General features: G+C 70.1%; 28 protein-coding genes. 22 read left to right on the forward strand and 6 right to left on the reverse strand.

What is annotated here, in order from left to right; all coding sequences use genetic code 11:
* Positions 1-5: 5 nt before the first annotated feature.
* The 5 genes from OIE74_RS32505 to OIE74_RS32525 all read left to right on the forward strand — a co-directional run bounded on the left by OIE74_RS32505 (position 6) and on the right by OIE74_RS32525 (position 4,628).
* Positions 6-908, forward strand: coding sequence for an ABC transporter permease (locus OIE74_RS32505; protein WP_329390032.1), 903 nt, complete (start codon positions 6-8; stop codon positions 906-908).
* A gap of 85 nt (positions 909-993) precedes the next feature.
* Positions 994-2,220, forward strand: coding sequence for a sensor histidine kinase (locus OIE74_RS32510; RefSeq protein ID WP_329390034.1), 1,227 nt, complete (start codon positions 994-996; stop codon positions 2,218-2,220).
* On the forward strand, positions 2,217-2,906 hold the full coding sequence (locus OIE74_RS32515; protein WP_329390037.1) for a response regulator transcription factor: 690 nt from the start codon (positions 2,217-2,219) through the stop codon (positions 2,904-2,906). The genes OIE74_RS32510 and OIE74_RS32515 overlap by 4 nt, the downstream gene beginning before the upstream one ends.
* A gap of 130 nt (positions 2,907-3,036) precedes the next feature.
* On the forward strand, positions 3,037-3,825 hold the full coding sequence (locus OIE74_RS32520; protein WP_329390039.1) for a hypothetical protein: 789 nt from the start codon (positions 3,037-3,039) through the stop codon (positions 3,823-3,825).
* Complete coding sequence (locus tag OIE74_RS32525) at positions 3,825-4,628, forward strand: hypothetical protein (protein WP_329390040.1); 804 nt, start codon at positions 3,825-3,827, stop codon at positions 4,626-4,628. The genes OIE74_RS32520 and OIE74_RS32525 overlap by 1 nt, the downstream gene beginning before the upstream one ends.
* Here OIE74_RS32525 and OIE74_RS32530 read toward each other — a convergent pair.
* The 3 genes from OIE74_RS32530 to OIE74_RS32540 all read right to left on the reverse strand — a co-directional run bounded on the left by OIE74_RS32530 (position 4,598) and on the right by OIE74_RS32540 (position 8,396).
* Positions 4,598-5,344: an AfsR/SARP family transcriptional regulator gene (locus OIE74_RS32530; RefSeq protein WP_329390042.1), complete on the reverse strand. Its 747-nt coding sequence runs from the start codon at positions 5,342-5,344 to the stop codon at positions 4,598-4,600. The genes OIE74_RS32525 and OIE74_RS32530 overlap by 31 nt on opposite strands.
* A 155-nt stretch (positions 5,345-5,499) precedes the next feature.
* Entirely contained in the window at positions 5,500-7,404 is a 1,905-nt protein-coding gene (locus OIE74_RS32535) for an AAA family ATPase (RefSeq protein ID WP_329390044.1), read from the reverse strand.
* A 362-nt stretch (positions 7,405-7,766) separates the two neighbouring features.
* Positions 7,767-8,396: a uridine kinase family protein gene (locus OIE74_RS32540; RefSeq protein ID WP_329390046.1), complete on the reverse strand. Its 630-nt coding sequence runs from the start codon at positions 8,394-8,396 to the stop codon at positions 7,767-7,769.
* A gap of 186 nt (positions 8,397-8,582) precedes the next feature.
* Here OIE74_RS32540 and OIE74_RS32545 point away from each other — a divergent pair, with 186 nt between their 5' ends.
* Positions 8,583-10,004, forward strand: a complete 1,422-nt coding sequence (locus tag OIE74_RS32545) for a peptidase C39 family protein (protein ID WP_329390048.1) — start codon at positions 8,583-8,585, stop codon at positions 10,002-10,004.
* Positions 10,005-10,090: 86 nt separating this feature from the next.
* Here OIE74_RS32545 and OIE74_RS32550 read toward each other — a convergent pair whose 3' ends face one another.
* From OIE74_RS32550 to OIE74_RS32560, 3 genes are all read right to left on the reverse strand, one after another.
* Positions 10,091-11,386 (reverse strand): tyrosine-type recombinase/integrase, encoded by a 1,296-nt coding sequence (locus tag OIE74_RS32550; RefSeq protein ID WP_329390050.1) that lies wholly within the window; start codon positions 11,384-11,386, stop codon positions 10,091-10,093.
* A 374-nt stretch (positions 11,387-11,760) separates the two neighbouring features.
* Entirely contained in the window at positions 11,761-12,219 is a 459-nt protein-coding gene (locus OIE74_RS32555; RefSeq protein WP_329390052.1) for a hypothetical protein, read from the reverse strand.
* Between the two features lie 154 nt (positions 12,220-12,373).
* Complete coding sequence (locus tag OIE74_RS32560) at positions 12,374-12,643, reverse strand: hypothetical protein (protein WP_329390053.1); 270 nt, start codon at positions 12,641-12,643, stop codon at positions 12,374-12,376.
* A 134-nt stretch (positions 12,644-12,777) separates the two neighbouring features.
* Here OIE74_RS32560 and OIE74_RS32565 point away from each other — a divergent pair, with 134 nt between their 5' ends.
* The 16 genes from OIE74_RS32565 (at position 12,778) to OIE74_RS32640 (ending at position 20,020) form a co-directional block, all read left to right on the forward strand.
* Entirely contained in the window at positions 12,778-13,104 is a 327-nt protein-coding gene (locus tag OIE74_RS32565; protein ID WP_329390056.1) for a helix-turn-helix transcriptional regulator, read from the forward strand.
* Positions 13,105-13,197: 93 nt separating this feature from the next.
* On the forward strand, positions 13,198-13,446 hold the full coding sequence (locus OIE74_RS32570; RefSeq protein WP_329390058.1) for a hypothetical protein: 249 nt from the start codon (positions 13,198-13,200) through the stop codon (positions 13,444-13,446).
* Positions 13,446-13,823, forward strand: a complete 378-nt coding sequence (locus tag OIE74_RS32575; protein WP_329390061.1) for a hypothetical protein — start codon at positions 13,446-13,448, stop codon at positions 13,821-13,823. Before OIE74_RS32570 ends, OIE74_RS32575 begins: the two co-directional genes overlap by 1 nt.
* Positions 13,823-14,008: a hypothetical protein gene (locus OIE74_RS32580; RefSeq protein WP_329390063.1), complete on the forward strand. Its 186-nt coding sequence runs from the start codon at positions 13,823-13,825 to the stop codon at positions 14,006-14,008. The genes OIE74_RS32575 and OIE74_RS32580 overlap by 1 nt, the downstream gene beginning before the upstream one ends.
* Positions 14,005-14,628, forward strand: a complete 624-nt coding sequence (locus OIE74_RS32585; protein ID WP_329390066.1) for a hypothetical protein — start codon at positions 14,005-14,007, stop codon at positions 14,626-14,628. Before OIE74_RS32580 ends, OIE74_RS32585 begins: the two co-directional genes overlap by 4 nt.
* Positions 14,625-14,996, forward strand: a complete 372-nt coding sequence (locus OIE74_RS32590) for a DUF6197 family protein (protein WP_329390068.1) — start codon at positions 14,625-14,627, stop codon at positions 14,994-14,996. Before OIE74_RS32585 ends, OIE74_RS32590 begins: the two co-directional genes overlap by 4 nt.
* The gene (locus OIE74_RS32595; RefSeq protein WP_329390070.1) at positions 14,993-15,220 is read left to right on the forward strand and encodes a hypothetical protein; all 228 of its coding nucleotides are present in this window, start codon (positions 14,993-14,995) and stop codon (positions 15,218-15,220) included. Before OIE74_RS32590 ends, OIE74_RS32595 begins: the two co-directional genes overlap by 4 nt.
* The gene (locus OIE74_RS32600) at positions 15,217-15,468 is read left to right on the forward strand and encodes a hypothetical protein (protein WP_329390072.1); all 252 of its coding nucleotides are present in this window, start codon (positions 15,217-15,219) and stop codon (positions 15,466-15,468) included. The genes OIE74_RS32595 and OIE74_RS32600 overlap by 4 nt, the downstream gene beginning before the upstream one ends.
* Before the next feature lie 257 nt (positions 15,469-15,725).
* Positions 15,726-15,857 carry a hypothetical protein gene (locus OIE74_RS32605; RefSeq protein WP_329390074.1) on the forward strand — a complete coding sequence of 44 codons (132 nt, stop codon included), beginning with the start codon at positions 15,726-15,728 and terminating at the stop codon, positions 15,855-15,857.
* The gene (locus tag OIE74_RS32610; protein ID WP_329390076.1) at positions 15,854-16,291 is read left to right on the forward strand and encodes a hypothetical protein; all 438 of its coding nucleotides are present in this window, start codon (positions 15,854-15,856) and stop codon (positions 16,289-16,291) included. The genes OIE74_RS32605 and OIE74_RS32610 overlap by 4 nt, the downstream gene beginning before the upstream one ends.
* Before the next feature lie 53 nt (positions 16,292-16,344).
* Entirely contained in the window at positions 16,345-17,052 is a 708-nt protein-coding gene (locus OIE74_RS32615; protein ID WP_329390078.1) for a DNA-methyltransferase, read from the forward strand.
* 108 nt (positions 17,053-17,160) lie between these two features.
* On the forward strand, positions 17,161-17,508 hold the full coding sequence (locus OIE74_RS32620) for a hypothetical protein (RefSeq protein ID WP_329390080.1): 348 nt from the start codon (positions 17,161-17,163) through the stop codon (positions 17,506-17,508).
* A gap of 95 nt (positions 17,509-17,603) precedes the next feature.
* Positions 17,604-17,813, forward strand: a complete 210-nt coding sequence (locus tag OIE74_RS32625; protein WP_329390082.1) for a hypothetical protein — start codon at positions 17,604-17,606, stop codon at positions 17,811-17,813.
* A 103-nt stretch (positions 17,814-17,916) separates the two neighbouring features.
* Positions 17,917-18,792, forward strand: a complete 876-nt coding sequence (locus OIE74_RS32630) for a PD-(D/E)XK nuclease-like domain-containing protein (protein WP_329390084.1) — start codon at positions 17,917-17,919, stop codon at positions 18,790-18,792.
* Positions 18,789-19,550, forward strand: coding sequence for a hypothetical protein (locus OIE74_RS32635; protein ID WP_329390086.1), 762 nt, complete (start codon positions 18,789-18,791; stop codon positions 19,548-19,550). Before OIE74_RS32630 ends, OIE74_RS32635 begins: the two co-directional genes overlap by 4 nt.
* Positions 19,547-20,020, forward strand: a complete 474-nt coding sequence (locus OIE74_RS32640) for a hypothetical protein (RefSeq protein ID WP_329390088.1) — start codon at positions 19,547-19,549, stop codon at positions 20,018-20,020. The genes OIE74_RS32635 and OIE74_RS32640 overlap by 4 nt, the downstream gene beginning before the upstream one ends.
* Positions 20,021-20,043: the final 23 nt, after the last annotated feature.

The following is a 20,043-nucleotide window of genomic DNA, read 5'->3' on the forward strand; positions in this document are numbered from 1 at the left end:
GGCCCATGGCCGACATCACGACCCACGGCACCGCGACGGCGGCCGGAGACCGGCCGGCCCCCGCGCAGTCCGGCGCACCGGGACCGCCAGCGCCGCCCGGCGCCGGCGGAGGCCCGGCCCGGGACCTGCGGACCGTCTCCGTCCTCTGGCGGCGCGAGACGATCCGGTTCAGCCGGAACCGGGTGCGGATCGCCATGAGCCTGCTCACCCCGCTGATGTTCCTGCTCATCCTCGGAACCGGGCTGAACGCGGCGATGGAGGAGGAGACCCTGAGCGACTTCCGCGCCTTCCTCTTCCCCGGCGTCCTGCTGATGTCAGTCCAGGCGCCCGCCATCGCCGTCGGCGCCTCCATCGTCTGGGACCGCCGCTCCGGATACCTCCGGCAGATGCTGGTCGCCCCCGTCCGGCGCAGCGCCATCCTGGTCGGGATCTGTCTCGGCGGTGCCACATCGGGTGCGGCGTACGGCCTGCTGGTTCTGCTGCTCGCCGGGGTCGCCGACGTCCCGTACAACCCCCAACTCCTGCTGGTGCTGCTCGAACTGGCCCTGATCTCGTTCGCCTTCACCTCGCTGGGCGTGGTCGCCGCCGTCTGCATCCGGCGGCCGGAGACCTTCCAGGTGGCCGTGAGCATGTGCATGATGCCGCTCTTCTTCCTGTCGGGCGCCATGTTCCCCGCCGGAGGTCTGCCGGGCTGGCTCGGTACGGCGGTGACGCTCAACCCCATGACCTACGCGGTCGACGCGCTGCGCCGTACGCTCCCGGGGGACGCGGCGACGGTGGGCGGGGGCGGGACGAGTCCGCAGTGGTGGGGATGGACCCCGCCGGTCCCGCTGGAGGTTGGTCTGGTCGCGCTGCTGGCGCTGGCGGCCCTGGCCGCGGCGACCCGCCGGTTCTCCCGGGTGGAGTGAGCGTAGTACGGGGCCGGGAATCCGACCCGGGGATGACGTTCCGTGGACGGAGGCGGGGCCGTGGAGATGCCGTTAGGGTCGGTGGATGTCTCGTGCGGAACCCCGCTCCCTCTACACCCGAAACCTGACATATCGTCAACTGCTCGCCGTGGACGCCCTGCTGGCCATCGGCTATGTGGCCCTGCTCATACTGCTGCGCCACGCGGGACAGCCGCCCGCGCCGCTCCGCCACGACCTGCCCGGCTGGGTGGCGGACGCGCTGATCGTGGCCTCGGGACTGCCGCTCACGGTACGGAGACTCTGGCCCCTGACCGTCCTGGCGGTCGTCCTCACGGCGTCGTCGGCGTCCCTGCTGATCGGCATCGTGGAAGACCCCTTCATCGTCGTCGCGTTCGCCCTCTACCCGGTCGCCCTCGCCAGGCCCGTACGGAACTGGGTGCCCCTCGCCACGGCCGGGCTGCTCGGCCTCGCCGGACTGATCGCGGCGAAGCCCGACACCACCTCCGCCTACTGGTGGCTGAACGGACCAGGACCGCTCCTGATCGGCTGGACCCTGATCGCGGGTGTCTGGGCGCTCGGCAGCGCCGTACGGGAACGCCGCGCCTACGCCGTCCGCGCCGCCGACCAGCTCACCGCGCGCGCGGCGGCGGGCGAGCGGCTGCGCATCGCCCGTGAACTGCACGACATCGTCGCCCACAGTCTCGGCGTCATCGCGGTCAAGGCCGCGGTGGCCAACCACGTGGTGAACACCCGCCCCGAGGAGGTCCCCGACGCGCTGCGCGTCATCGAGACCACCAGCAGGGACGCCCTGACCGAGATGCGGCATCTGCTCGGCGTCCTGCGCTCCGACGAGTACGGCGCAGGCACCCCCGCCGACCTCGGTCCCTCACCCGGCCCCGAAGGACTCTCCGGACTCGCCGAGCGTGCCGAACTGGCCGGGCTGCGCGTGGACATGGAGGTGACCGGCACGGACCGGCTGCCCGAGGCAATGGGACTCACCGTCTACCGCATCGTGCAGGAGGCCCTGACCAACGCCGCCCGGCACGCGGCCCCGGCACACTGCCACGTCCTCGTCGAGACGACCGCCCACGAGGTACGGATCGACGTGACCGACGACGGACGCGCCACCCGGGGCGGACCGATGCCACCCGGCACCCCCGCGGGCGGCGGGCACGGCCTGATCGGCATGCGCGAACGGGTCGCCATGTACGGCGGCGCCTTCAGCGCCGGGGCACGCGCCGACGGCGGCTTCGCCGTCTCCGCCAGGATTCCCCGTGAACCGTCCCCGAGGCCGGGCGGAGTGACGGTATGAGCGAACCGGTTCGCGTACTGGTCGCCGACGACCAGGCGCTGCTGCGCGGCAGCTTCCGGGTCCTGGTCGACAACGAACCCGGCTTCACCGTCGTCGGCGAGGCGGCCACGGGCGCCCAGGCGGTCGATATCGCCCGCGAGGAACGCCCCGATGTCGTCCTCATGGATGTCCGGATGCCGGAGATGGACGGCATCGAGGCGACCCGGCGGATCTGCGGGGCACCCGGGACCGCGGGCGTACGGGTCCTCATGCTGACCATGTTCGACCTCGACAGTTACGTCTACGCCGCGCTGCGCGCCGGGGCCAGCGGATTCCTGCTGAAGGACGTACCGCCCGCCGACCTGCTCACCGGCATCAGCGTGGTCGCCGCCGGCGAAGGGCTGCTGGCGCCGTCCGTGACCCGCCGGCTGATCACCGAGTTCGTCAGCGGCCCCGAGCCCGTCCACCGGCCGCCCCGGCGGCTCGACGGGGTCACCGACCGGGAGCGTGAAGTCCTCACCCTTGTCGCGCGGGGACTGTCGAACGCGGAGATCTCCGTACGGCTGCGGCTGAGCGTGGCGACCGTGAAGACCCATGTGAGCCATCTGCTGACCAAGCTCGACAGCCGTGACCGTGCCCAACTGGTCATCGCCGCCTACGAGACGGGGCTGGTCTCGGCCGCGCCGCGCCGGCCCGTCGAAGGCTGACCCCGCCACCCGGGCAAGGGGAGAGACGTATAGAAAACCGCACAGCGGAACGACCGGAAGGCGTATAGCCGCCCTTCCTACGCTCCTGACCACGACGGAAAGCGTGTCTTCAGGAGAAGGGCGGCCCACTGTGCCGACAGAGGTCAACCGACGACTGCTCCTCCGGAGCTCACTGGGCGGCGCCGCCGCACTCGGGCTGGTGGCGGCAGGCGCCCCGTCCGCCGCCGCGGCCCCACCAGGCCGGCCGGACCCCGGGCTCCCCGATGTGCCCGCCATGCGGGGCGACCGCAGGGCCAACGAGTTCTGGCACGTGTACGACGAGAAGACCTACTACAGCGCCTCGCAGGAGGTGACGGACGCCTACGCGGCCATCAGCGCCTACACGGGCCCGCCCTTCGAACGCACCCTGCGCGAGAAGTGGTGGGAACTCGTCAAGCTGCCCGACTACCCGGCCAACTTCACGGCGTTCGTCGAGCCGATCAGAGAACCGCTCGAACTGCTCTCGCGCGTCCAGCTCGACGTCGCCGACACCTACTACGGCAATCGCCACCACGAACTGGTCAGGGCCTACGGCTGGTTCGGCGAAGGAGTGCTCTTCGACCCGCGCGGCCACGCCCCGTATCTCGTCCACACCATGAACACCGTCGGGGACGAGCCCCCGCGCGCCTACCACACCTGGTACGTCGTCCTGCGCGCCATGATGCTGCTGGACATCGAACCGCGCCGCTGGGAGCTGTCCGCACGCGCCCTCGGCTGGGCCTGGGCCCTGCAGACCGTCGCCAAACCGGCCCAGGACAAGGTCAATCCGCCTCTGCCGCGCGAGACCGTGGCGCGGCTGGCCGCCTCCTGGCTGCCCCGCAGCGTCGAGCGCCTCGACCAGGACTTCCAGTCGTTCTGGCTGCCGGAAGGGATGAGCTGATGCCCGCCCGGGGACGACGGCGGATCCTGCGGACGGCGCTCGGCGTCGGCGCGGCCGGGGCGCTGGGAGCGGCGGGCACCCTTCCGGCAGCGGCGGCAGCGGCGGGCCGGGGAGGCGACGGCCTCCCGCCGGTCCCGGGCATGCTCGGCGACCGGCGGGCCAACGAGTTCTGGTACCTGCTCGACGAAGCCACCCTCCACCACCCGACGCAGGAGTTCACCGAGGCCTTCCAGGCGCTGATCGCGGTCCTCGGCACGGGCTGGGACGTCACACTCCTGCGTACCTGGCTCGGCATGGTCAACTCGCCCGACTATCCCCGCGACTTCACCGACTGGGCGACACCACTGAAGGAACCCCTGTCCGTGATCTCGCGCGTCCAGCTCGAAGTGATCGACGCCGTCTACCGCCGGCACGACCACCGGCTGGCCCAGGCCTTCGGCTGGTTCGGCCAGGGCGTCCTCTTCGACCCGCGCACCGGGAAACCCCATGTGATGACCGGCGATCCGCCCGGCGGCTACCCGGTCTGGCACGTGACCCTCCGCGCGATGATGTTCCTCGGCATCTCACCGGGCCGCTGGGCCGAGATCGCCCCGCTCAACGCCTTCGGCTGCGCGGTGCAGCTCACCGCCGATCCCGACCAGCAGAACGTCAACCCGCCCCTGCCCCGGGCGACGATACGGAAACTGGCCGCGCACTGGCTCCCGCGCGACCCCGCGCGGCTCGACGTGGACTTCCAGTCCTTCCCCTACCCGGAGTGGCCGCCGGAGTCCGGTCAGACAGCGTTCAGGCCGAGGCGCCCCTGAAGCACGGCGTGGTGGGCGGCGGTCAGCGCGGGCCCGGGATCGACCCCCAGTTCCTCGACGAGGATCCGGCGGCCCTCCTGGTAGGCGGCCAGCGCCTCCGCCTGCCGCTCGCACCGGTAGAGGGCCGTCATCCACTGGGCGCGCAGCCGCTCCCGCAGGGGGTACCGGGCGACCAGACCGGTGAGTTCGGGGACGAGCCCGCGGTGCTCACCGAGAGCCAGCTCGGCCTCGATCCGGCTCTCCAGCGCCGAGGTCCGCGCCTCGTCCAGCTGGGGCACCTCGGCGTCCCTCAGCTGCTGGGTGACGCCGTCGAGAGCGGGCCCGCGCCAGAGCCCCAGCGCGGAGCGCAGGAGCGGCGCCGCCACTTCCGGCCGGCCCGCGCGCAGCGCCTCGTGCCCGGCGCGGGCGAGCCGGTCGAACTCGGCCGCGTCCACGAATCCGTCGATGACCCCGAGCCGGTAGCTGCTCCCCACCCTGCGCAGTTCGGCGGCAGGCCCGAGCCGGGTCCGCAGCCGGGAGGCGTACGTGCAGAGCTGCGCGCCGACCGTGGCCGGGGCGCGCCCTCCCCACATCACCGCCGTGAGACGGTCGTCGGACAGGGGCCGCCCGCCCGCCAGCAGCAGGGCGGCGAGCATCGTCCGCTGCTTCCGGCCGGGGACAGGGATCTCCCGCCCCGTCGAAGTCACCCGCACCGGACCGAGCACACTGAATTCCACTGTGTTCCCCCATTGCTTCCGGTCGCCCCGGGCCCTCCCGGTACGCGCGGGAGCAGCGCCGGTCGCGACGGCAGATCCGCACAGTAGATCCGCCCAGGTCCCGGGTTCCCGGGGCCGAGGTCCCGGTTGAGTACCGGGACCTGGCCGGACACGCCCTACAGCCCCGGCGGTTCCTGGGGGCCCCGGTTCACCGGTCCCCGGCCCGACAGCACCTCGCCGTACGCCTGCATCAGATCCGGCAGCCGCAGCGTGGCCAGATCGTCGCGGCCCGGGGTGCCGCTGTAGCCGGAGAGCCGCAGATCGCGGTACGCGCAGCTCTTCTCGTACAGCGTGCGCAGGAAGCGGCCGTTCCCCAGCTCGTCGATCCAGCCCTGGTCGACCACATGGCCGCTGATGCTGCGCAGCTCGTCCAGTGACTCCTCGTCCCACACGTCGTCGTTCTCGGCGGCCAGCACCTCGCCGATCGCGGTGAGTTCGAGGGGGCGGTAGCTGGGGAAGTCGACGCGCGTCGTGAAGCGCGACGAGAGCCCGGGGTTGGTGGCGAGCAGCCGGTCCATGCCCTCCGGATAGCCGGCCAGTATCACCACGAGCTGGTTCCGGTTGTCCTCGGCGCGCTTCAGCAGCACCTGAAGGGCCTCGTCGCCGTACGCGTCGCCCTTGCTGTAGCCGGAGTTGGCGAGGCTGTACGCCTCGTCGACGAAGAGCACCCCACCGATCGCCGAGTCGATCAGCTCATTCGCCTTCACCGCCGTCTGGCCCAGGAACTCGCCCACCAGATCGGCCCGTTGGGCCTCCACCAGATGGTCGCCGCCGAGCAGCCCGAGCGCGTAGAAGACCCGGCCGAGGATGCGTGCCACGGTCGTCTTCCCGGTGCCCGAGGGGCCGGAGAAGACGAAGTGCCGTTTCGGCGGCTGGACGGGCAGCCCCTGGCCGGCCCGTAACCGCGCCATGTTGAGCTGCGCGGACAACGCCTTGACCTGCCGCTTGACCGGTTCCAGACCGACCATCCGCTCCAGCTCGGCGAGCGCCTCGGCGAGCAGCACCGGATCCGTCGGACGGTCGGGGAACTGCGGGGGAGCGGCCTGGGCGGGTACGCGTGCCTTCTCCCGTATCCCCTCCGTCGGGTCGACGGGGTCCGGCGGCACACCCACCCCGTACGGGGACTGCGCGTCGACGCCCGGCCGCGGGTCGGGCCCCTGCGGATACTCGCCCTCGGCCTGCCCGTCCACCGTGTCCTGGCCGAAGCCGGCCAGCGCGACCGAGGCGAGACCGGCCGGGTCGTCCGCCCCGTCGTACCCGTCGGAGTCCGTGATCGCGGCGAGCCGGGCCGCGGTGTCCATGAAGGTGGGATCGATCCGGTGCACGGCCCGGTACAGCGGCAGGGCGGCGGCGCTGCGGCCGGTCCCCTCGTGCGCGCGGGCCAGCCAGTAGCGCAGCTCCTTGCGCTGCGGCTGCTCGCTGCGGCAGCGCATCAGCGAGGTCGAGAGCAGGGGCTCGGCCTGTCCGTACATCTCCAGCCGGACGCGCGCCATCCCGCCGAAGAGACCCGCCTCGATGCCCAGCAGCGGGTCGTTGACCAGGGATTCGGTGTGGCGCACCAACTGGTCCCAGTCCTTGACCAGGTAGGCGCGGCAGGCGTGCAGGAAGCGCACATGCGGATCGGCGTCCACGGGCGGCAGTCCGGCGAGCGCCCGGTCCAGCTCGGGCACATGCCGGCCGTCGAGCCAGTGCGAGGCGTGCGCGAGCAGCAGATCGCGCCGGCTCTCCAGTACGGGCTGCACCCACCAGCCCAGCCAGTACCAGGAGTTGAGCGTACGGCGGTGGCGGGAGCGCTGTTCGCCGAAGCGGTCACGGTGGCGGTACATGTGCAGCAGCGCGGTCGTGGTGTCGACCCGCAGCGCGTGCAGCCCGAGCCAGCCGTCCGCCATCCCGGGATCGAGCCGTACGGCCTCCCGGAACTCCTCCTCCGCCTGTGGATACGCCCCCATCGTGTAAGCATCCACACCACGCACCCACGCGAGATCGGCCGGGGCTCCAGCGCCCTGCGTGCCGATGTCCATCAGGCCCCCCACAAACCATGACCCCGTGATGTCCCGCCGGGCGGGCGCCCGTCGGCAGAGCGTGCTGAACCACCTTGTCGTGGACGGGAATTGACCCCACCAAGATGCATCGTACCTGCGCAGAGGGTGCGCGACTAAGGGCGCAGCCGTCCCGCCCGCACCGGTGACCCAGGGTGATCGCTGGGTGGGAGGCGGTGCCGGGGAGGTGGCGAAGAGGGCAGAACGAAGCCCCCGATCACGGGGGAACAACCGGGGGCTTCGCGTCTGGGCAGCTCCGAAAAGCCGCACATTGAGAACGTAAGACCTGTCCCACCCCTTGGTCAAGCCGAGTTGAGGCCCCTTCGGGGCTGATTTCCGACTGCTCAGTACGGAGGAAAGGGTCGCTCACCGTGGGTGACAGGGCGGTCCTGCGGTGCGGTCACAGGAGTTACGGGCAGCCACTTGTACCCCTCCTGCCACTCCCGTACCAGCACATCGGCGTACGGCCGCGACGGATCAGCCGCGAAATGGCTCGTCTCGGCCCGCGTCCAGCCGTCCCAGAAGGCCGAGAGGGCCGATCCGTCGCGCTCACGGCCCCGGTGCCAGGACTCCTCGGCGCCCCGGTCCATCCACAGCAGCCTCGCCAGCCACGGCCGTACCGCCGCCCGGCCCGCGCCCACCCCCTCGATCAGCACGACCGGCGCGGGGGGCAGCGGGCGGGGCGCGCGGAAGCGCCGCAGGGTCCAGTCGTACGGCGCGTACCGCGCGGAAGCCCCACGTGAGAGCGGTCCGAGCACATCCTCGGCGAGCCGCTCCGTCCAGTCGAAGAACGCCTCGTGCGTGGCCAGGTCGTCCAGTCGCAGTACGGGCGCCCCGCCGAGCGCGGCGGCGAGCCGCGTGGCGAAGGTGCTCTTGCCGGAACCGGCGTGGCCGTCGACCGCGACCAGGCGTACCGGCCCGCAGGAGGGCGGCAGCGCGCGCAGGGTCATGGCGGCTTCGGTGAGGTCGTCCACCCGGCCAGCCTATTGCGCGGGCGCTCGGAGACCGGGGCCGACCCGTGCCGGGCCCCGGGGCGATCGGCATCACTGGTGGAGACCAATATTGGTCGGGCGACGCGAGGCGAATCGCTGGCAGAAGCCGTCGGGGACCCGGGATAGTTGACGGATTGTCGTGCACCAGACCAGTGACCCGGGGGTCCGATGAACAACCCAGCTCCGTCCCGGAACAGCTCGGCGTCGCGCCGTACGGTGCTCGCCACCGCCCTCGCCGCGGCCGGCGCGGGCGCCCTCTCCGCCGCCGCGCCCGCCATGGCGTCCGCTCCTTCCGCACCGTCCGCTTCCTCCGCGCCGTCCGCCCGCCCCGGCCCGCCGGCCGCCGACCACCGGGCGGGCACTCCCGTGGACAACCGCTTCTGGAGCTCGTCCGCCGACTGGCGCGGCGGCAGGGGCAACGGCACGAAGGTCCTGACCGGCACCCGGCCCGGCCTGGTCGTCGCCACCCCCGCGGGCAGCACCGACTACGCCGACCCGCACACCGGCAGGACCACCACCTGGGAGTACGCGACCTGGACCTCGCCCGTCCACCGCTCCACGGTCCCGGCCACCGAGGCCATCGCCTCCTGGAACGCCGACACCCCGACGGGCACCTGGATCCAGACGGAGCTGCGCGGCACCTACTCGGACGGCGTCGCGACCCCCTGGTACGTGATGGGCCGCTGGGCGTCCGGGGACGGCGACATCCGCCGTACGTCCGTCGACGACCAGACGGACGACCGCAGCACCGTCTGGACCGACACCTTCGCCGTCGACGACCCGGCGAGCGGTCTGCGCCTCGCGTCGTACCAGCTGCGTCTGACGCTCTACCGCAAGCCGGGTACGACACTCACACCCACGGTCCACCGGGTCGGCGCGATGGCCTCGGACATCCCCGACCGCTTCACCGTCCCGGCCGCGGCACACGCGGTGACGCGCGAGCTGACCGTGCCGCGCTACTCGCAGAACACGCACGTCGGCCAGTACCCCGAGTACGACAACGGCGGCGAGGCCTGGTGCAGCCCCACCTCCTCGCAGATGATCATCGAGTACTGGGGCCGTAAGCCCAGCGCGGCCGACCTGGCCTGGGTGAACCCGGACTTCGCCGACCCGCAGGTCTGCCACGCGGCCCGGTACACGTTCGACTACCAGTACGACGGCTGCGGCAACTGGCCCTTCAACGCGGCGTACGCGACGAGCTACCGGGACATGAACGCCGTCGTCACCCGGCTCGGCTCGCTCACCGACGTCGAGCGGCTGGTCCGCGCGGGCATCCCGGTCATCACCTCGCAGTCCTTCCTGGAGAAGGAGCTGACCGGCGCGGGCTACGGCACCTCCGGCCATCTGATGACCGTGATCGGCTTCACAGCCGCCGGCGACGTGATCGCCAACGACCCGGCCTCACCGAGCAATACGGCCGTACGCCGGATCTACAAGCGGCGCGAGTGGGAGAACATCTGGCTCCGCACGAAGCGGTACAACGCCGCGGGCACCGTCGTCTCGGGCACGGGCGGGGTCTGTTACCTCTACTGGCCCGTGGAGCCCACCGCAGGTCAGAAGGCTGCACTCGCCTCTGTGGGCGTTCACTGACAGATCAAGAGGGGCCCCTCGCGATTCACGCGAGGGGCCCTTCCGGTGTCACTTCGAAGACTCTGGGGAGCGTCTGGGGAGATCTTTTAGGATTGATCTTCGAACCAGGCTTCCATCGCCGCCCGGCCGCGGCCGTCCGCTTCCGGCATCATGTGCGCGTAGATCTTCAGCGTGATCGACGGATCCTTGTGGCCCAGCCACTTCGAGACTGCCACGATCGGCTCCCGCGCGTCCAGCTGCACGGAGGCGAACGTGTGGCGCAGGGCGTGGAAGCCGTACTCCCTGCTCTCCTCGTACTTCTTCACGGTACGGAAGAACCCTGGACGGGACTTGATCGGCTGCTTGGTAAGTTCCGGTTCAGGGATGATCCCCGCGGCGGCGAGGGCCGGCTTCCATGCACGGATATCCCACGAGTCCCGCCGTACAGCGCCGCCCCGGGGCGCCGTGAAGATCAGCTCGAACGTCTGAGGCGCCCGCTCCTTCGTCTCCTTCTCCGTCTCCGGATCGTCGGGGTCCCCCCAGGGCAGTTCGACCTTCTGCGGCGGAAAGCCCGCCATGTGGGCGGCGATCCGGGCCAGGAGATATGGCGGCACGGGCACCGTGCGGGTCTTGCGACCCTTCGGCAGTGCGTAGACCAGTTTCGCCCCGATCTTCTTCACCTGCCGCCGGACATGAAGTACGCCCTCATCCTCGTCGACGTCCTCGACCGCCAGCCCGAACACCTCGCCCTGTCGCAGGCCGGCCCCGACGCCGATGTCCACCATCGCCTGGAAGCGGTCCGGCATCGCTTCACGGACGGCAAGCACCCGTGCCTTCTGCCAGGCCCGCGCCTTGCGTTCCGGTCGACTCGGGGGGCGCACTGTCGTCTGGGAACGGCAGTAGTTCTTGGTGATGCGCTCGTCGTCCACGGCGGCTTGCAGGATGACGGAGAGATAGCCCCACACCTCATTGACCGTGCCGTCACCGATCTGGGCGCCGATGGTCTTCAACCAGACCCGGAGCTGGGCTGTCTTGATGGAGTTGAGGGGCATGCCGCCAAGGTGGGGGAGGATGTGATTCCAGACCCGCCCCTTGATGGTGCGCAGCGTGGCCGGGTCGCCGGTCTTCGTCGGCCACCATTCGGTTTCGACGTAGTCGCGCAGCAGGATGTTGCCGTCGCGCGGGTCGATGAACTCGCCCTTTGTGGACTCGTGTTCGGCCTTGGCCTTCCAGGCGTTCGCACCGTCAGGGCCGGTGAGGGATTCGAAGCTGCGGTCCCGCACTCCGGGGATGCCGGCGACCCGGTACCGCTTTCCCTGGCCGTACCGGGCTGTCCTGCGCCGTTTGCCTGTCTCGGGGTCAGGACGCTTTGTCAGCCAGCGATCCTCGATGTATCCGGCCACGGTTGAGCCCTCTCACTTCGGGCGACCTCATGGATACGACGTCGCCTCTCCACAGCTGGAACCACTGTCCCCCGGCAAGCACGGCCTGTGTGGCTGTGTTGAGGGCGGCGACGCCTTCGGGCAGGAACAAGCCGCGCGAGAGGTCGTAGTTGACCCATCCGCATCCTTCTGTGACACGGACCGGGGCATCCTCGGGACGGTCGGCGAGCGTGTAGCTGACGTGAAGCATGCATCCACCCCCATTGTGGCAAGCAGGGCAGTGGGGGCCCATGGTGCCGAAGTGTTCGGACCGGGAAACATAGCGTCACCGACCGCGTACCACAACGGCTTGGACGGAACCGATTCGATTCGGGTTCGGAACCGTTGCGGAGTGTCTACTCCTCGCGCTTCGCCCGCTCGTCTGCCTCGATCATGGCCTGCCACCGTCGGCGCTCACTCTTTTCCATGCCTGCAAGGTGGGCGACGATGACTCGGATGTCTTCGTCATAGCCGGCCAGCTCGGTGGCTCGGTAGTCGAGGTACTGGATGGCTGCGGCTCGCGTGATGACATCGAGCGGCTTCTGGGTGGCAGCGGCCAGGCCACGGAGCCGGTCTCCGTTGGGTGCTGCGGAGATGGAGTTGGCGGCCATCTTCTGGAAGTACGACTTGGATAGTGGCCAGCCTGCGGCTTCGGCGCGGTCGGCCATCTGCTGGAGGGAAACGCCGCGGCCGTCGTCGTTGACCTCGCGGACGAGTCGGCTCAGGTCGTCGCGGTCCATGTCCCGGACCAGGTCGTCGGGAAGCTGGTCGCGGGAGGTGGTGTCGCGGGTGGGGTTGGGGGCTGGGGCCTCCATGCCGCTGTCTCCTTGATTGTCATCCGCACCGAGTTGTCTCTCATGTAGCGCGTCTTGGATACCACAAGTTGCAGGTCACGCCGTACAACCATCCCCCTTCGGAGACGAATCGTCTACGGATTGATGCTAACCGAGCGGCCGGATCGCCGAAACTTCACATCCGGCCGATCCCATCGGTGGACGATTCGGATACGATCTGATTCACTGTTCCTATCGAGATCCGAATCGTTCCGATGGAGATCCATTGAACGTCCGATATGACCTGCGCAACCCCCGGACCTTGAGAGCCGTAATGGATCATCCGGGGCGCGGAAAGCCGTACAGCATCCGAGAACTGGCCGAAACCGTAGGGCTCCCGCATCACGCCCTGATCGGCCATCTGCTCACCGGGGAGCGCAAGGACTGCGACATGGGCGTAGCTCACGCCATAGCGGAGGCGGTCGGTGTCGCCGTCCTTGTCCTTTTCGCGCCACCAGCGTCTCCTGTTCGAACCGAAACGGATACGAATCAGAATCGCAATACCGGAAGGGCCACACCGCCCCCCACACAAGGAGCCCCATGACCACCATCCGCAAGCAGCAGAAGCCGCCGCCCGGCATTGCCTTCATCGATGACTACGAGAACGACGACGGGACCAAGGTCCTCGGCATCGCCTCCCGGCTCGGCATCACCCCGAGCACGTACCGGAAGTGGCGGATGGCCGGCAAGGGCCCGCAGACCTTCGACCTCGGGAAGCGTGTCGCGGCCCGTATCGAAACGGTCGACGCGTGGGTCCGCTCGCTGGAGCAGGCCGCTGTGGACAGCGTCGAGCACTCGATGCGTCCGGCCGAGCCGCGCCTCACCCGTCAGCACCGCGTCCCGGCCCAGCGCCAGCGCGCCGCCTAGAGCGGCAAACGGCCCCAACCGCCGGGCTCTGACACACCGGCAGCGGGGCCTCGATCCACCCCAACCGAACTGCTGAAACGAGAGGGGCTTCACGTGCCCAACATCATCCCATCCGCCACCCCGGATGACACCAACCCCACCGCCCTGACGCCGGACGGCCCGCCTTGCGTCTGTGGCCACGGCCAGCTCAGGCACTACGTGGACACCACGTATGGAGCGCCCACTCAACTGCGCGGCTGCTACGACTGCTTGACCGGGGCCCACCGCCACCAGTTCGAGCCCGTCACCACTCCGCTCGCCGAGATGCAGCGCGCCAACGGCAACCCGATCGGCGGCGCGTGATGACCATTCACTTCCTGCCCGACGTATTCACGCGGGCATCGAAGGTGACCGTGGTGGTCCCGGTGTCCGGCAAGGACGCGCTGACGGATCCGTCGAACAGCCGGGTCGTCTTCCCGGCCCGCGTCGAGATCACCCTCCAGCTCACCGAGGGCACCGAGCGCGGTGACAGGACCTTCGCCTACGTCGCGGTGATCGGCCCGCGCCGCCTGAAGTCCGGCGTCGCCGGTAAGCCGATCACCACCACCGGCTGGGAGTCCGCCCGCAACGACGGACGTCGCGGCCACGTCGCCCGGCCGGACTGGCTGACGCAACTCCTCACCGAGCACCTGCCGATGGGCTGGGACCAGTCCCTCCTCGACCTGCGGGGCGGTGCGTGATGGCCGCCCCGATCGAGCGCCTGGACGTGCCGCTGCCGGTGGTCGAGGCCCGCGTGAAGCTCCGCGCCCTCCAGACGAACCCCCCGGCCGGACACGGCCCCACCGAGCAGCCCCACGACTGGTACGAGGCCGCGTTCGACGCCCTCATCGCCGCCCAGACCGACCAGCCCGGAGGAACGTCATGAGCGACATCGCCAAGCGCTTCAAGTCCGAGACCGTCGGTCACGAGATGACCGTGCTGCACGACGACGGCCTGTACCGGCACCTGCGGTTCAGCAACCCGAAGTCCGAGCTCTACTGGTACGAGGTCGTCACCACGCCCGGCCAGTTGGTCTTCTCCGGCGACGGAGAGTCGTTCGTGTTCCGCGCAATCCCGGACATGTTCAAGATGTTCCGCCGCACCTCCGAGTCGGGTGGCATCAACGCCACGTACTGGTCGGAGAAGTGCAAGTCCGGCAACGAGTTCTCCTACTCCCGCGAACTGTTCGAGGCCCACGTCTGGAAGGCAGTGGCCGCCGCCGAGCCCCAGTATCGGGAGCTTCGCGAGAACGTGCAGAAGGAAATCTTCAACTCGGAGTCGTTCAACGTCGACTACGAGGCGGACGCCCTGTTCGCGGCCCTGAACTTCGTGCACCACCTGACCGCCCGCCCGAAGAGCGGCGAACTCCACCCCGCACCGTTCACCTTCCGACGCATCCACGACTGGGATCTGCGGGACTTCGACTGGTGGTACCTGTTCGCCTGCCACGCGATCAAGGACGCCATCGCCCAGTACGACGCGGCCCGTCAGGCGGTGGCAGCGTGACCGCCACCTCCGACCTGTTCCGTCAGGCCGCCCAGATACTCCGCGACCAGGGCCACACCAAGGGCGCCTACGTCGACCCGGACGGCCGGGTGTGCGCCCTGGGCGCCCTGTCCACCGCCGCCACCGGCAACCCGATCCCGCCCGAGACCATCACCCCCGGCATCCTCGCCGCAATGGGCATCCTGGCCGCCCGCATCGACTCGAACATCGTCGACGAGGACGACCTGGAGCGCATCGCCGACTGGAACGACCGGCGGTCGACCACCGCCAAGAACGTCATCGCCGCGTTCCAGGCCGCCGCCGAGGCGGCACAGGACACGGCCGACGTCATCCCGCTGCACCCCGCCAGCCAGGCGGTGGCGGCATGACCCCGTTCCTGTCTACGAACACGGCGGTCGCCGGCGCGCAGTTGGCCGACGCCCCGCCTGTCATCACCGGGGCTGCCGCCGACGCCATCGTCCACGCGCTCGACCTCGACCCGCAGAGGGTCACGCCGCGCGTACCCGCGTGGATCACCGACCCGGACACCATCCGGTCGATCCTCCTCGGCCACATCGACGTCCCCGACGACTTCATGGGCGGTGCCCGGTGACGCCCCATGAGATCGCCGAAGCCCGCGCCCGGGACTCGGACGACCCGCGCCTCTTCATGCTCGCCTACTCGGCCGGATGGAACGCCGCAGCCGACGGCGGAGACCTGGACGCGCACGGCCGGAAGGTCGGTCTCGACACGGAGGCCGGGTTCCTCGAAGGCGTCGCCGCGTTCCGGGCCTTGACGGCCACCCGCCGCGACTTCGTACCCGGCACCGACGCGTTCTTCGCCACCCGGGGGCCGTCGTGACCGCCCTCTTCACCCTTCGCGGCGTGCTGCTGACCGCCGCCGCATCCACCGCGCTCCTCCTCCTGGGGCGCCACCTCAACCACGGAGGAACCCGCAATGCCTGACCTGATGGTTCGAATCGGTGAGGACACCCTGCCGCTCACCAACCCGTCTGGATCACCTGGGCGCCGTGCGGCTGCCCCTGCGGTGCGCTCACTGCCGCATACGGCGACGAGGCGCACGCCACCGAGGAGCAGGCGTGGCAGGAGAAGTACCCGATGAAGCGCGAGCGCGACCGCTACAAGCGGCAGGGCTACCGGCTCGAACTCATGGGCTGGGCTCAGTACCGCGCCGAGATCGACCTGGCCGCGAGGTGCCCGCATGTCAAGGCCAAGGCGGCAGCGTCGTGAGCCTGACCATCCCGTGGCAGCGCGGCCACGGCCACCACCGGGCCCTGGACCGCATAGCCGAACTGCGCGACGAGAACATCCGGCTGCTGAACCGGCAGGCGGCGGCGGACGACTACTTCGCCGTCCTCATGACCGACCGGGCCGACATGTACACGGCCTGGCAGCACGCCGAACACCGGGCCAACCTCGCGGCTGACGTAGCCGACGTGCGACTGGTCGCCGAATGCAAGGCCGTCACGCGGGCTGAGGAAGCCGAACAGCAGGCCGCCGGCATGCTCGCCGAGCTGCTGGAACTGCGGGCGTACAAGGCCGAGACCACCGCCATCACCGTGCCGCCCATGGTCCGTGACACCAGCAACGGCGCCGACCAAGCCACCGAACCAATCGACGTCCGGCCCCTGTGGAACGCGCTCAGCGGCCAGGAGGTGGCGTGATGGAACCGTACTGGTCCGACCCCGACGGCCGCGTTCAGCTCTACCTCGGGGACATGCGGGAGATCCTTCCCGCCCTCGGGGTGCAAGCGGACCTGATCGTCGCCGACCCGCCCTATAACGAGACCCCCATCACCTGGGACCGGTGGCCTACCGGCTGGCCCACCCTCGCCGCACAGCACACGCGCAGCATGTGGTGCTTCGGATCGATGCGCATGTTCCTCGACCGGCGCGACCAGTTCACCGATTGGAAGCTGTCGCAGGACGTGGTGTGGCACAAAAACGCCGGGGCCGGCATGTCAACCGACCGGTTCCGGCGCGTACACGAATACGCCCTCCACTGGTACCAGGGGGCCTGGCGCGACATCCACCACGAGGCGCTGCGTCACGTTCCGCCAGGTGGTGTCAAAGGCCGCACAAAACCCGGCGATGCCGTCCGCCGCAACGGCGAACACGGACCCCACATCGGCAAGCGGAAGCGGCACACGTGGACCGACGACGGGAGCCGCATGGTGACCACTGTCATCGGGGCGTCCTGCATGCGGGGCCGGGCGATTCACCCAACCGAGAAACCCGTACCCCTGCTGGACCCGCTGATCCGCTACGCCTGCCCACCTGGTGGCCTGGTGCTGGATCCGTTCGCCGGCAGTGGCAGCACGTTGGATGCGGCCCGGCAGTCCGGGCGGCGTGCCATCGGCATTGAGGCCAACGAGGAGTACTGCGAGCGGGCCGCACTCCGACTGTCCGAACTCGTCCTCATCTGACACCGCCGTCGCGCCGTGCCCGCAAACCGGCGCGACGGCGGGCCACACGCAGACACCCGCCGAGGAGAAGTCGGCGGGCATCCGAGACCAGCATCCCAGGAGCCTCCCGTGAACGCATGCACACATGAGCTGATCGTCCGGCAACGGGCGACACCGATCCTCGTCCTGGCCATCGAGCCGCAGCCCGGACTCCACGTCTACCGGCAGCCCGAGGAACTCCTCACCAGCGCCGACCTGTACGTGTGGCGACTCGGCCACCACTCCGGTCACGCCATCGCGAAGTTCGAGTACCCCGGTGACGCCGACGACGCCGCGTGGGCAATTCGGGACCTTGCTGACTGGACCAAGACCGCCGACGAGATCCGGGCCGAACTCGACGGCGACACCGTGCGCGACGCACTGGAGCAGTCGCCCGGCATCTTCCTCTCCGCGCTCCGCAAGGCCGACGCCGCCTGACCACCCTCCCGCGGCGTGACCCCCTGCGCGCCGCACCCGCCGCCCGGACCCCCACCGGGCGGCGGGCCCCAACGAAAGGCACCACCGTGCAGAACATGAGCCGCGAGGAACTCCTCAAGCTCCTCGACGACATGAGGGAGCGAGTCGCCAGCCGCGACAGCTTCGAAGGCCACATCCAGTACCTCATCGCCGACGTCACCAACGAGCACCCGTTCGACGTCGCCGCGATGTACCGCGTCGGCAACTCCATGGGCCAAGGCGGCTGCGTCCTCGTCGGCGCCGAAACCCGCGAGGAGCCCTTCTGATGCCGATCGCCTGCGTCCGCTGCGAAGGAACCGCCGGCCCGTTCGCCCGCCAGCCCGAAGGCCCCGTGTGCGAGGACTGCCTCGACGAACAGGACGGTGCGAAGTGACGACGACTGTCGAGCCGAGCGCGGTCATAGCCGAGCCGGTTGTCGTGGACGGCCTGTCCGCCGACGACTACCACGCCGACCGGACCAGCATCTCCTCGACCGGCCTGCGGAAGATCCTCGCGCCCGGCTGCCCCGCCCAGTTCAAGTACGACCGCGACAACCCGCAGGCGCACAAGAAGGAGTTCGACCTCGGACACGCCGCGCACCTGATGGTCCTTGGGGAGGGGCCGGAGATCGACGTTCTCGGCTTCGACAACTACCTCACCAAGGCGGCGAAGTCCGCACGGGCCGAGGCATACGACATGGGCGTCGTTCCGCTCCTACGTCACGAGTACGAGCAGGTGCAGGCGATGGCGGAAGCGGTACGGCAACACCCGGACGCCGGCCCGCTGCTGGCCATGCAGGGGGTGGCAGAGCGGTCGATCTACTGGACCGATGCCGCCACCGGAGTGCGCTGCCGGGTGCGACCCGACTGGCTGGTCGAACATCCTGCGGTGACGCTCGTCGTCGACCTGAAGACAACCACGGACTCCAGCCCGGACGCGTGCAGCAAGGCCATCGAGTCCTACAGCTACCACCAGCAGGGCGCCCTCTACATCGACGGCGTCCAGGCAGCCGGGCTCGCACCCGAGGGCGCCCGCTTCATCTTCGTCTTCGTCTCGAAGAAGGCCCCGTACCTCGTCACGGTCCGCGAACTCGCCGACCAGGACCAGGACATCGGCCGGGCCCGGAACGAACGCGCCTTGCGTATCTACGCGGACTGCGTAGCCAACGGCGACTGGCCCGACTGGACCGGGCCCGTCCCCGCCATCCCGCAGCTCGGCATGCCGACGTGGGCCACCCTCCGACAAGCAGAGGAATTCCTGAAGTGACGAACGAGATTGCCACCCGCGACGAGCAGGCCGTCGCCACCACGGCGCCGCAGCCGCCGACCACCGACCTCATGCAGTGGGTCGAGTCCGCCCGGCAGGCCAACCTCGTCGCCCAGTCGCTGGCCAACACCAGCTTCGCCGGCGCCTACCGCGGCAAGCCCGACGAGATCACCGCCGCCATCCTCACCGGCCAGGAGCTGGGGCTCCAACCGATGACCGCACTGAAGTCCATCGACGTCATCCAGGGCCAGCCCGCCCTGCGTGCGCACGCCATGCGGGCGATCGTCCAGCACCAGGGGCACGAGATCGAGCTCGTCGAGTCCGACGAAACCCATTGCGTCATGCGGGGCCGCCGCAAGGGCTCCGAGGGCTGGCAGCAGGTGGCGTGGGACATCCCGCGCGCCCAGCGGCTCGGGCTCCTCGGCAAGGACCAGTGGAAGAAGCAGCCCAAGACGATGCTGATCGCCCGCGCGACTGGCGAGCTGTGCCGCCTGATCGCCTCGGATGCCCTGCACGGACTGCCCTATGCGGCCGAAGAAGTCGACGGCTACGTCCACGGCGAAGTCGCCCCCGCCAAGGCGCCGCTCAGTGTCGCCGCCCTCACCGCACCGGCCCCGCAGTCGTCGGTTCCGGCCGCCGGGCCCGAGTACGCGGTCACCCGCGACGCCCCAGCGACCGACGGCGCGTGGGACAACGACGCCGCCGAGGGCTCCACCAACTGGCCCGAGACCACCCAGCCCGGCGGTGCCGCCGCATGAACACCAACCACCGCACCGAAGCCGAACGGCACCTCAGCCAGGGCTCGTTCGTCAGCAGTCCCGACCGCGCCCGTCCGGTCGACCCCGTCGCCACCGACTTCCACCTCCGCATGGCCCAGATCCACGCCACCCTCGCCGCCGGAGAGACCGCCTCGGCGGACGCGGCGTCGTACCGCCACACCATCCACACCATGCGGTTCGCCCTGATCCGCCAGGTCGCTGAAGGGCTCGCCCTCAGTGAAGGCGACGAAGCACACCGGCACGCCCTCGGCCTCGCCCAGTACCTCGACTCCGTCGACCTGAACATCGACCGCGAAGTCGACGCCTATATCGATGACCTCGGCTGGGGCGACCCGCGCGACGCACGGCTCTCGCCGACCGACCGCAGGGCCAAGTGGGACGCCACACCTAGCCCGTGGGACGTGAAAGCCGACCCGTGGGCCGACACCCCGCCCCAGCCCACCGCCTGATCCACCGCTTTCGGGGCCGTCCC

The sequence above is a fragment of the Streptomyces sp. NBC_01716 genome (assembly GCF_036248275.1).
Taxonomy (GTDB): Bacteria; Actinomycetota; Actinomycetes; order Streptomycetales; family Streptomycetaceae; genus Streptomyces.

Excerpts from the sequence above, each read along its gene's own strand:
- OIE74_RS32615 (WP_329390078.1), top strand. The coding sequence starts at position 16,345 with ATGCGGGAGATCCTTCCCGCCCTCGGGGTGCAAGCGGACCTGATCGTC.
- OIE74_RS32505 (WP_329390032.1), top strand. The coding sequence starts at position 6 with ATGGCCGACATCACGACCCACGGCACCGCGACGGCGGCCGGAGACCGG.
- OIE74_RS32525 (WP_329390040.1), top strand. The coding sequence starts at position 3,825 with ATGCCCGCCCGGGGACGACGGCGGATCCTGCGGACGGCGCTCGGCGTC.
- OIE74_RS32585 (WP_329390066.1), top strand. The coding sequence starts at position 14,005 with ATGAGCGACATCGCCAAGCGCTTCAAGTCCGAGACCGTCGGTCACGAG.
- OIE74_RS32565 (WP_329390056.1), top strand. The coding sequence starts at position 12,778 with ATGACCACCATCCGCAAGCAGCAGAAGCCGCCGCCCGGCATTGCCTTC.
- OIE74_RS32535 (WP_329390044.1), bottom strand. The coding sequence starts at position 7,404 with ATGGACATCGGCACGCAGGGCGCTGGAGCCCCGGCCGATCTCGCGTGG.
- OIE74_RS32515 (WP_329390037.1), top strand. The coding sequence starts at position 2,217 with ATGAGCGAACCGGTTCGCGTACTGGTCGCCGACGACCAGGCGCTGCTG.
- OIE74_RS32575 (WP_329390061.1), top strand. The coding sequence starts at position 13,446 with ATGACCATTCACTTCCTGCCCGACGTATTCACGCGGGCATCGAAGGTG.
- OIE74_RS32595 (WP_329390070.1), top strand. The coding sequence starts at position 14,993 with ATGACCCCGTTCCTGTCTACGAACACGGCGGTCGCCGGCGCGCAGTTG.
- OIE74_RS32555 (WP_329390052.1), bottom strand. The coding sequence starts at position 12,219 with ATGGAGGCCCCAGCCCCCAACCCCACCCGCGACACCACCTCCCGCGAC.
- OIE74_RS32640 (WP_329390088.1), top strand. The coding sequence starts at position 19,547 with ATGAACACCAACCACCGCACCGAAGCCGAACGGCACCTCAGCCAGGGC.
- OIE74_RS32605 (WP_329390074.1), top strand. The coding sequence starts at position 15,726 with ATGAAGCGCGAGCGCGACCGCTACAAGCGGCAGGGCTACCGGCTCGAA.
- OIE74_RS32510 (WP_329390034.1), top strand. The coding sequence starts at position 994 with ATGTCTCGTGCGGAACCCCGCTCCCTCTACACCCGAAACCTGACATAT.
- OIE74_RS32580 (WP_329390063.1), top strand. The coding sequence starts at position 13,823 with ATGGCCGCCCCGATCGAGCGCCTGGACGTGCCGCTGCCGGTGGTCGAG.
- OIE74_RS32625 (WP_329390082.1), top strand. The coding sequence starts at position 17,604 with ATGAGCCGCGAGGAACTCCTCAAGCTCCTCGACGACATGAGGGAGCGA.
- OIE74_RS32545 (WP_329390048.1), top strand. The coding sequence starts at position 8,583 with ATGAACAACCCAGCTCCGTCCCGGAACAGCTCGGCGTCGCGCCGTACG.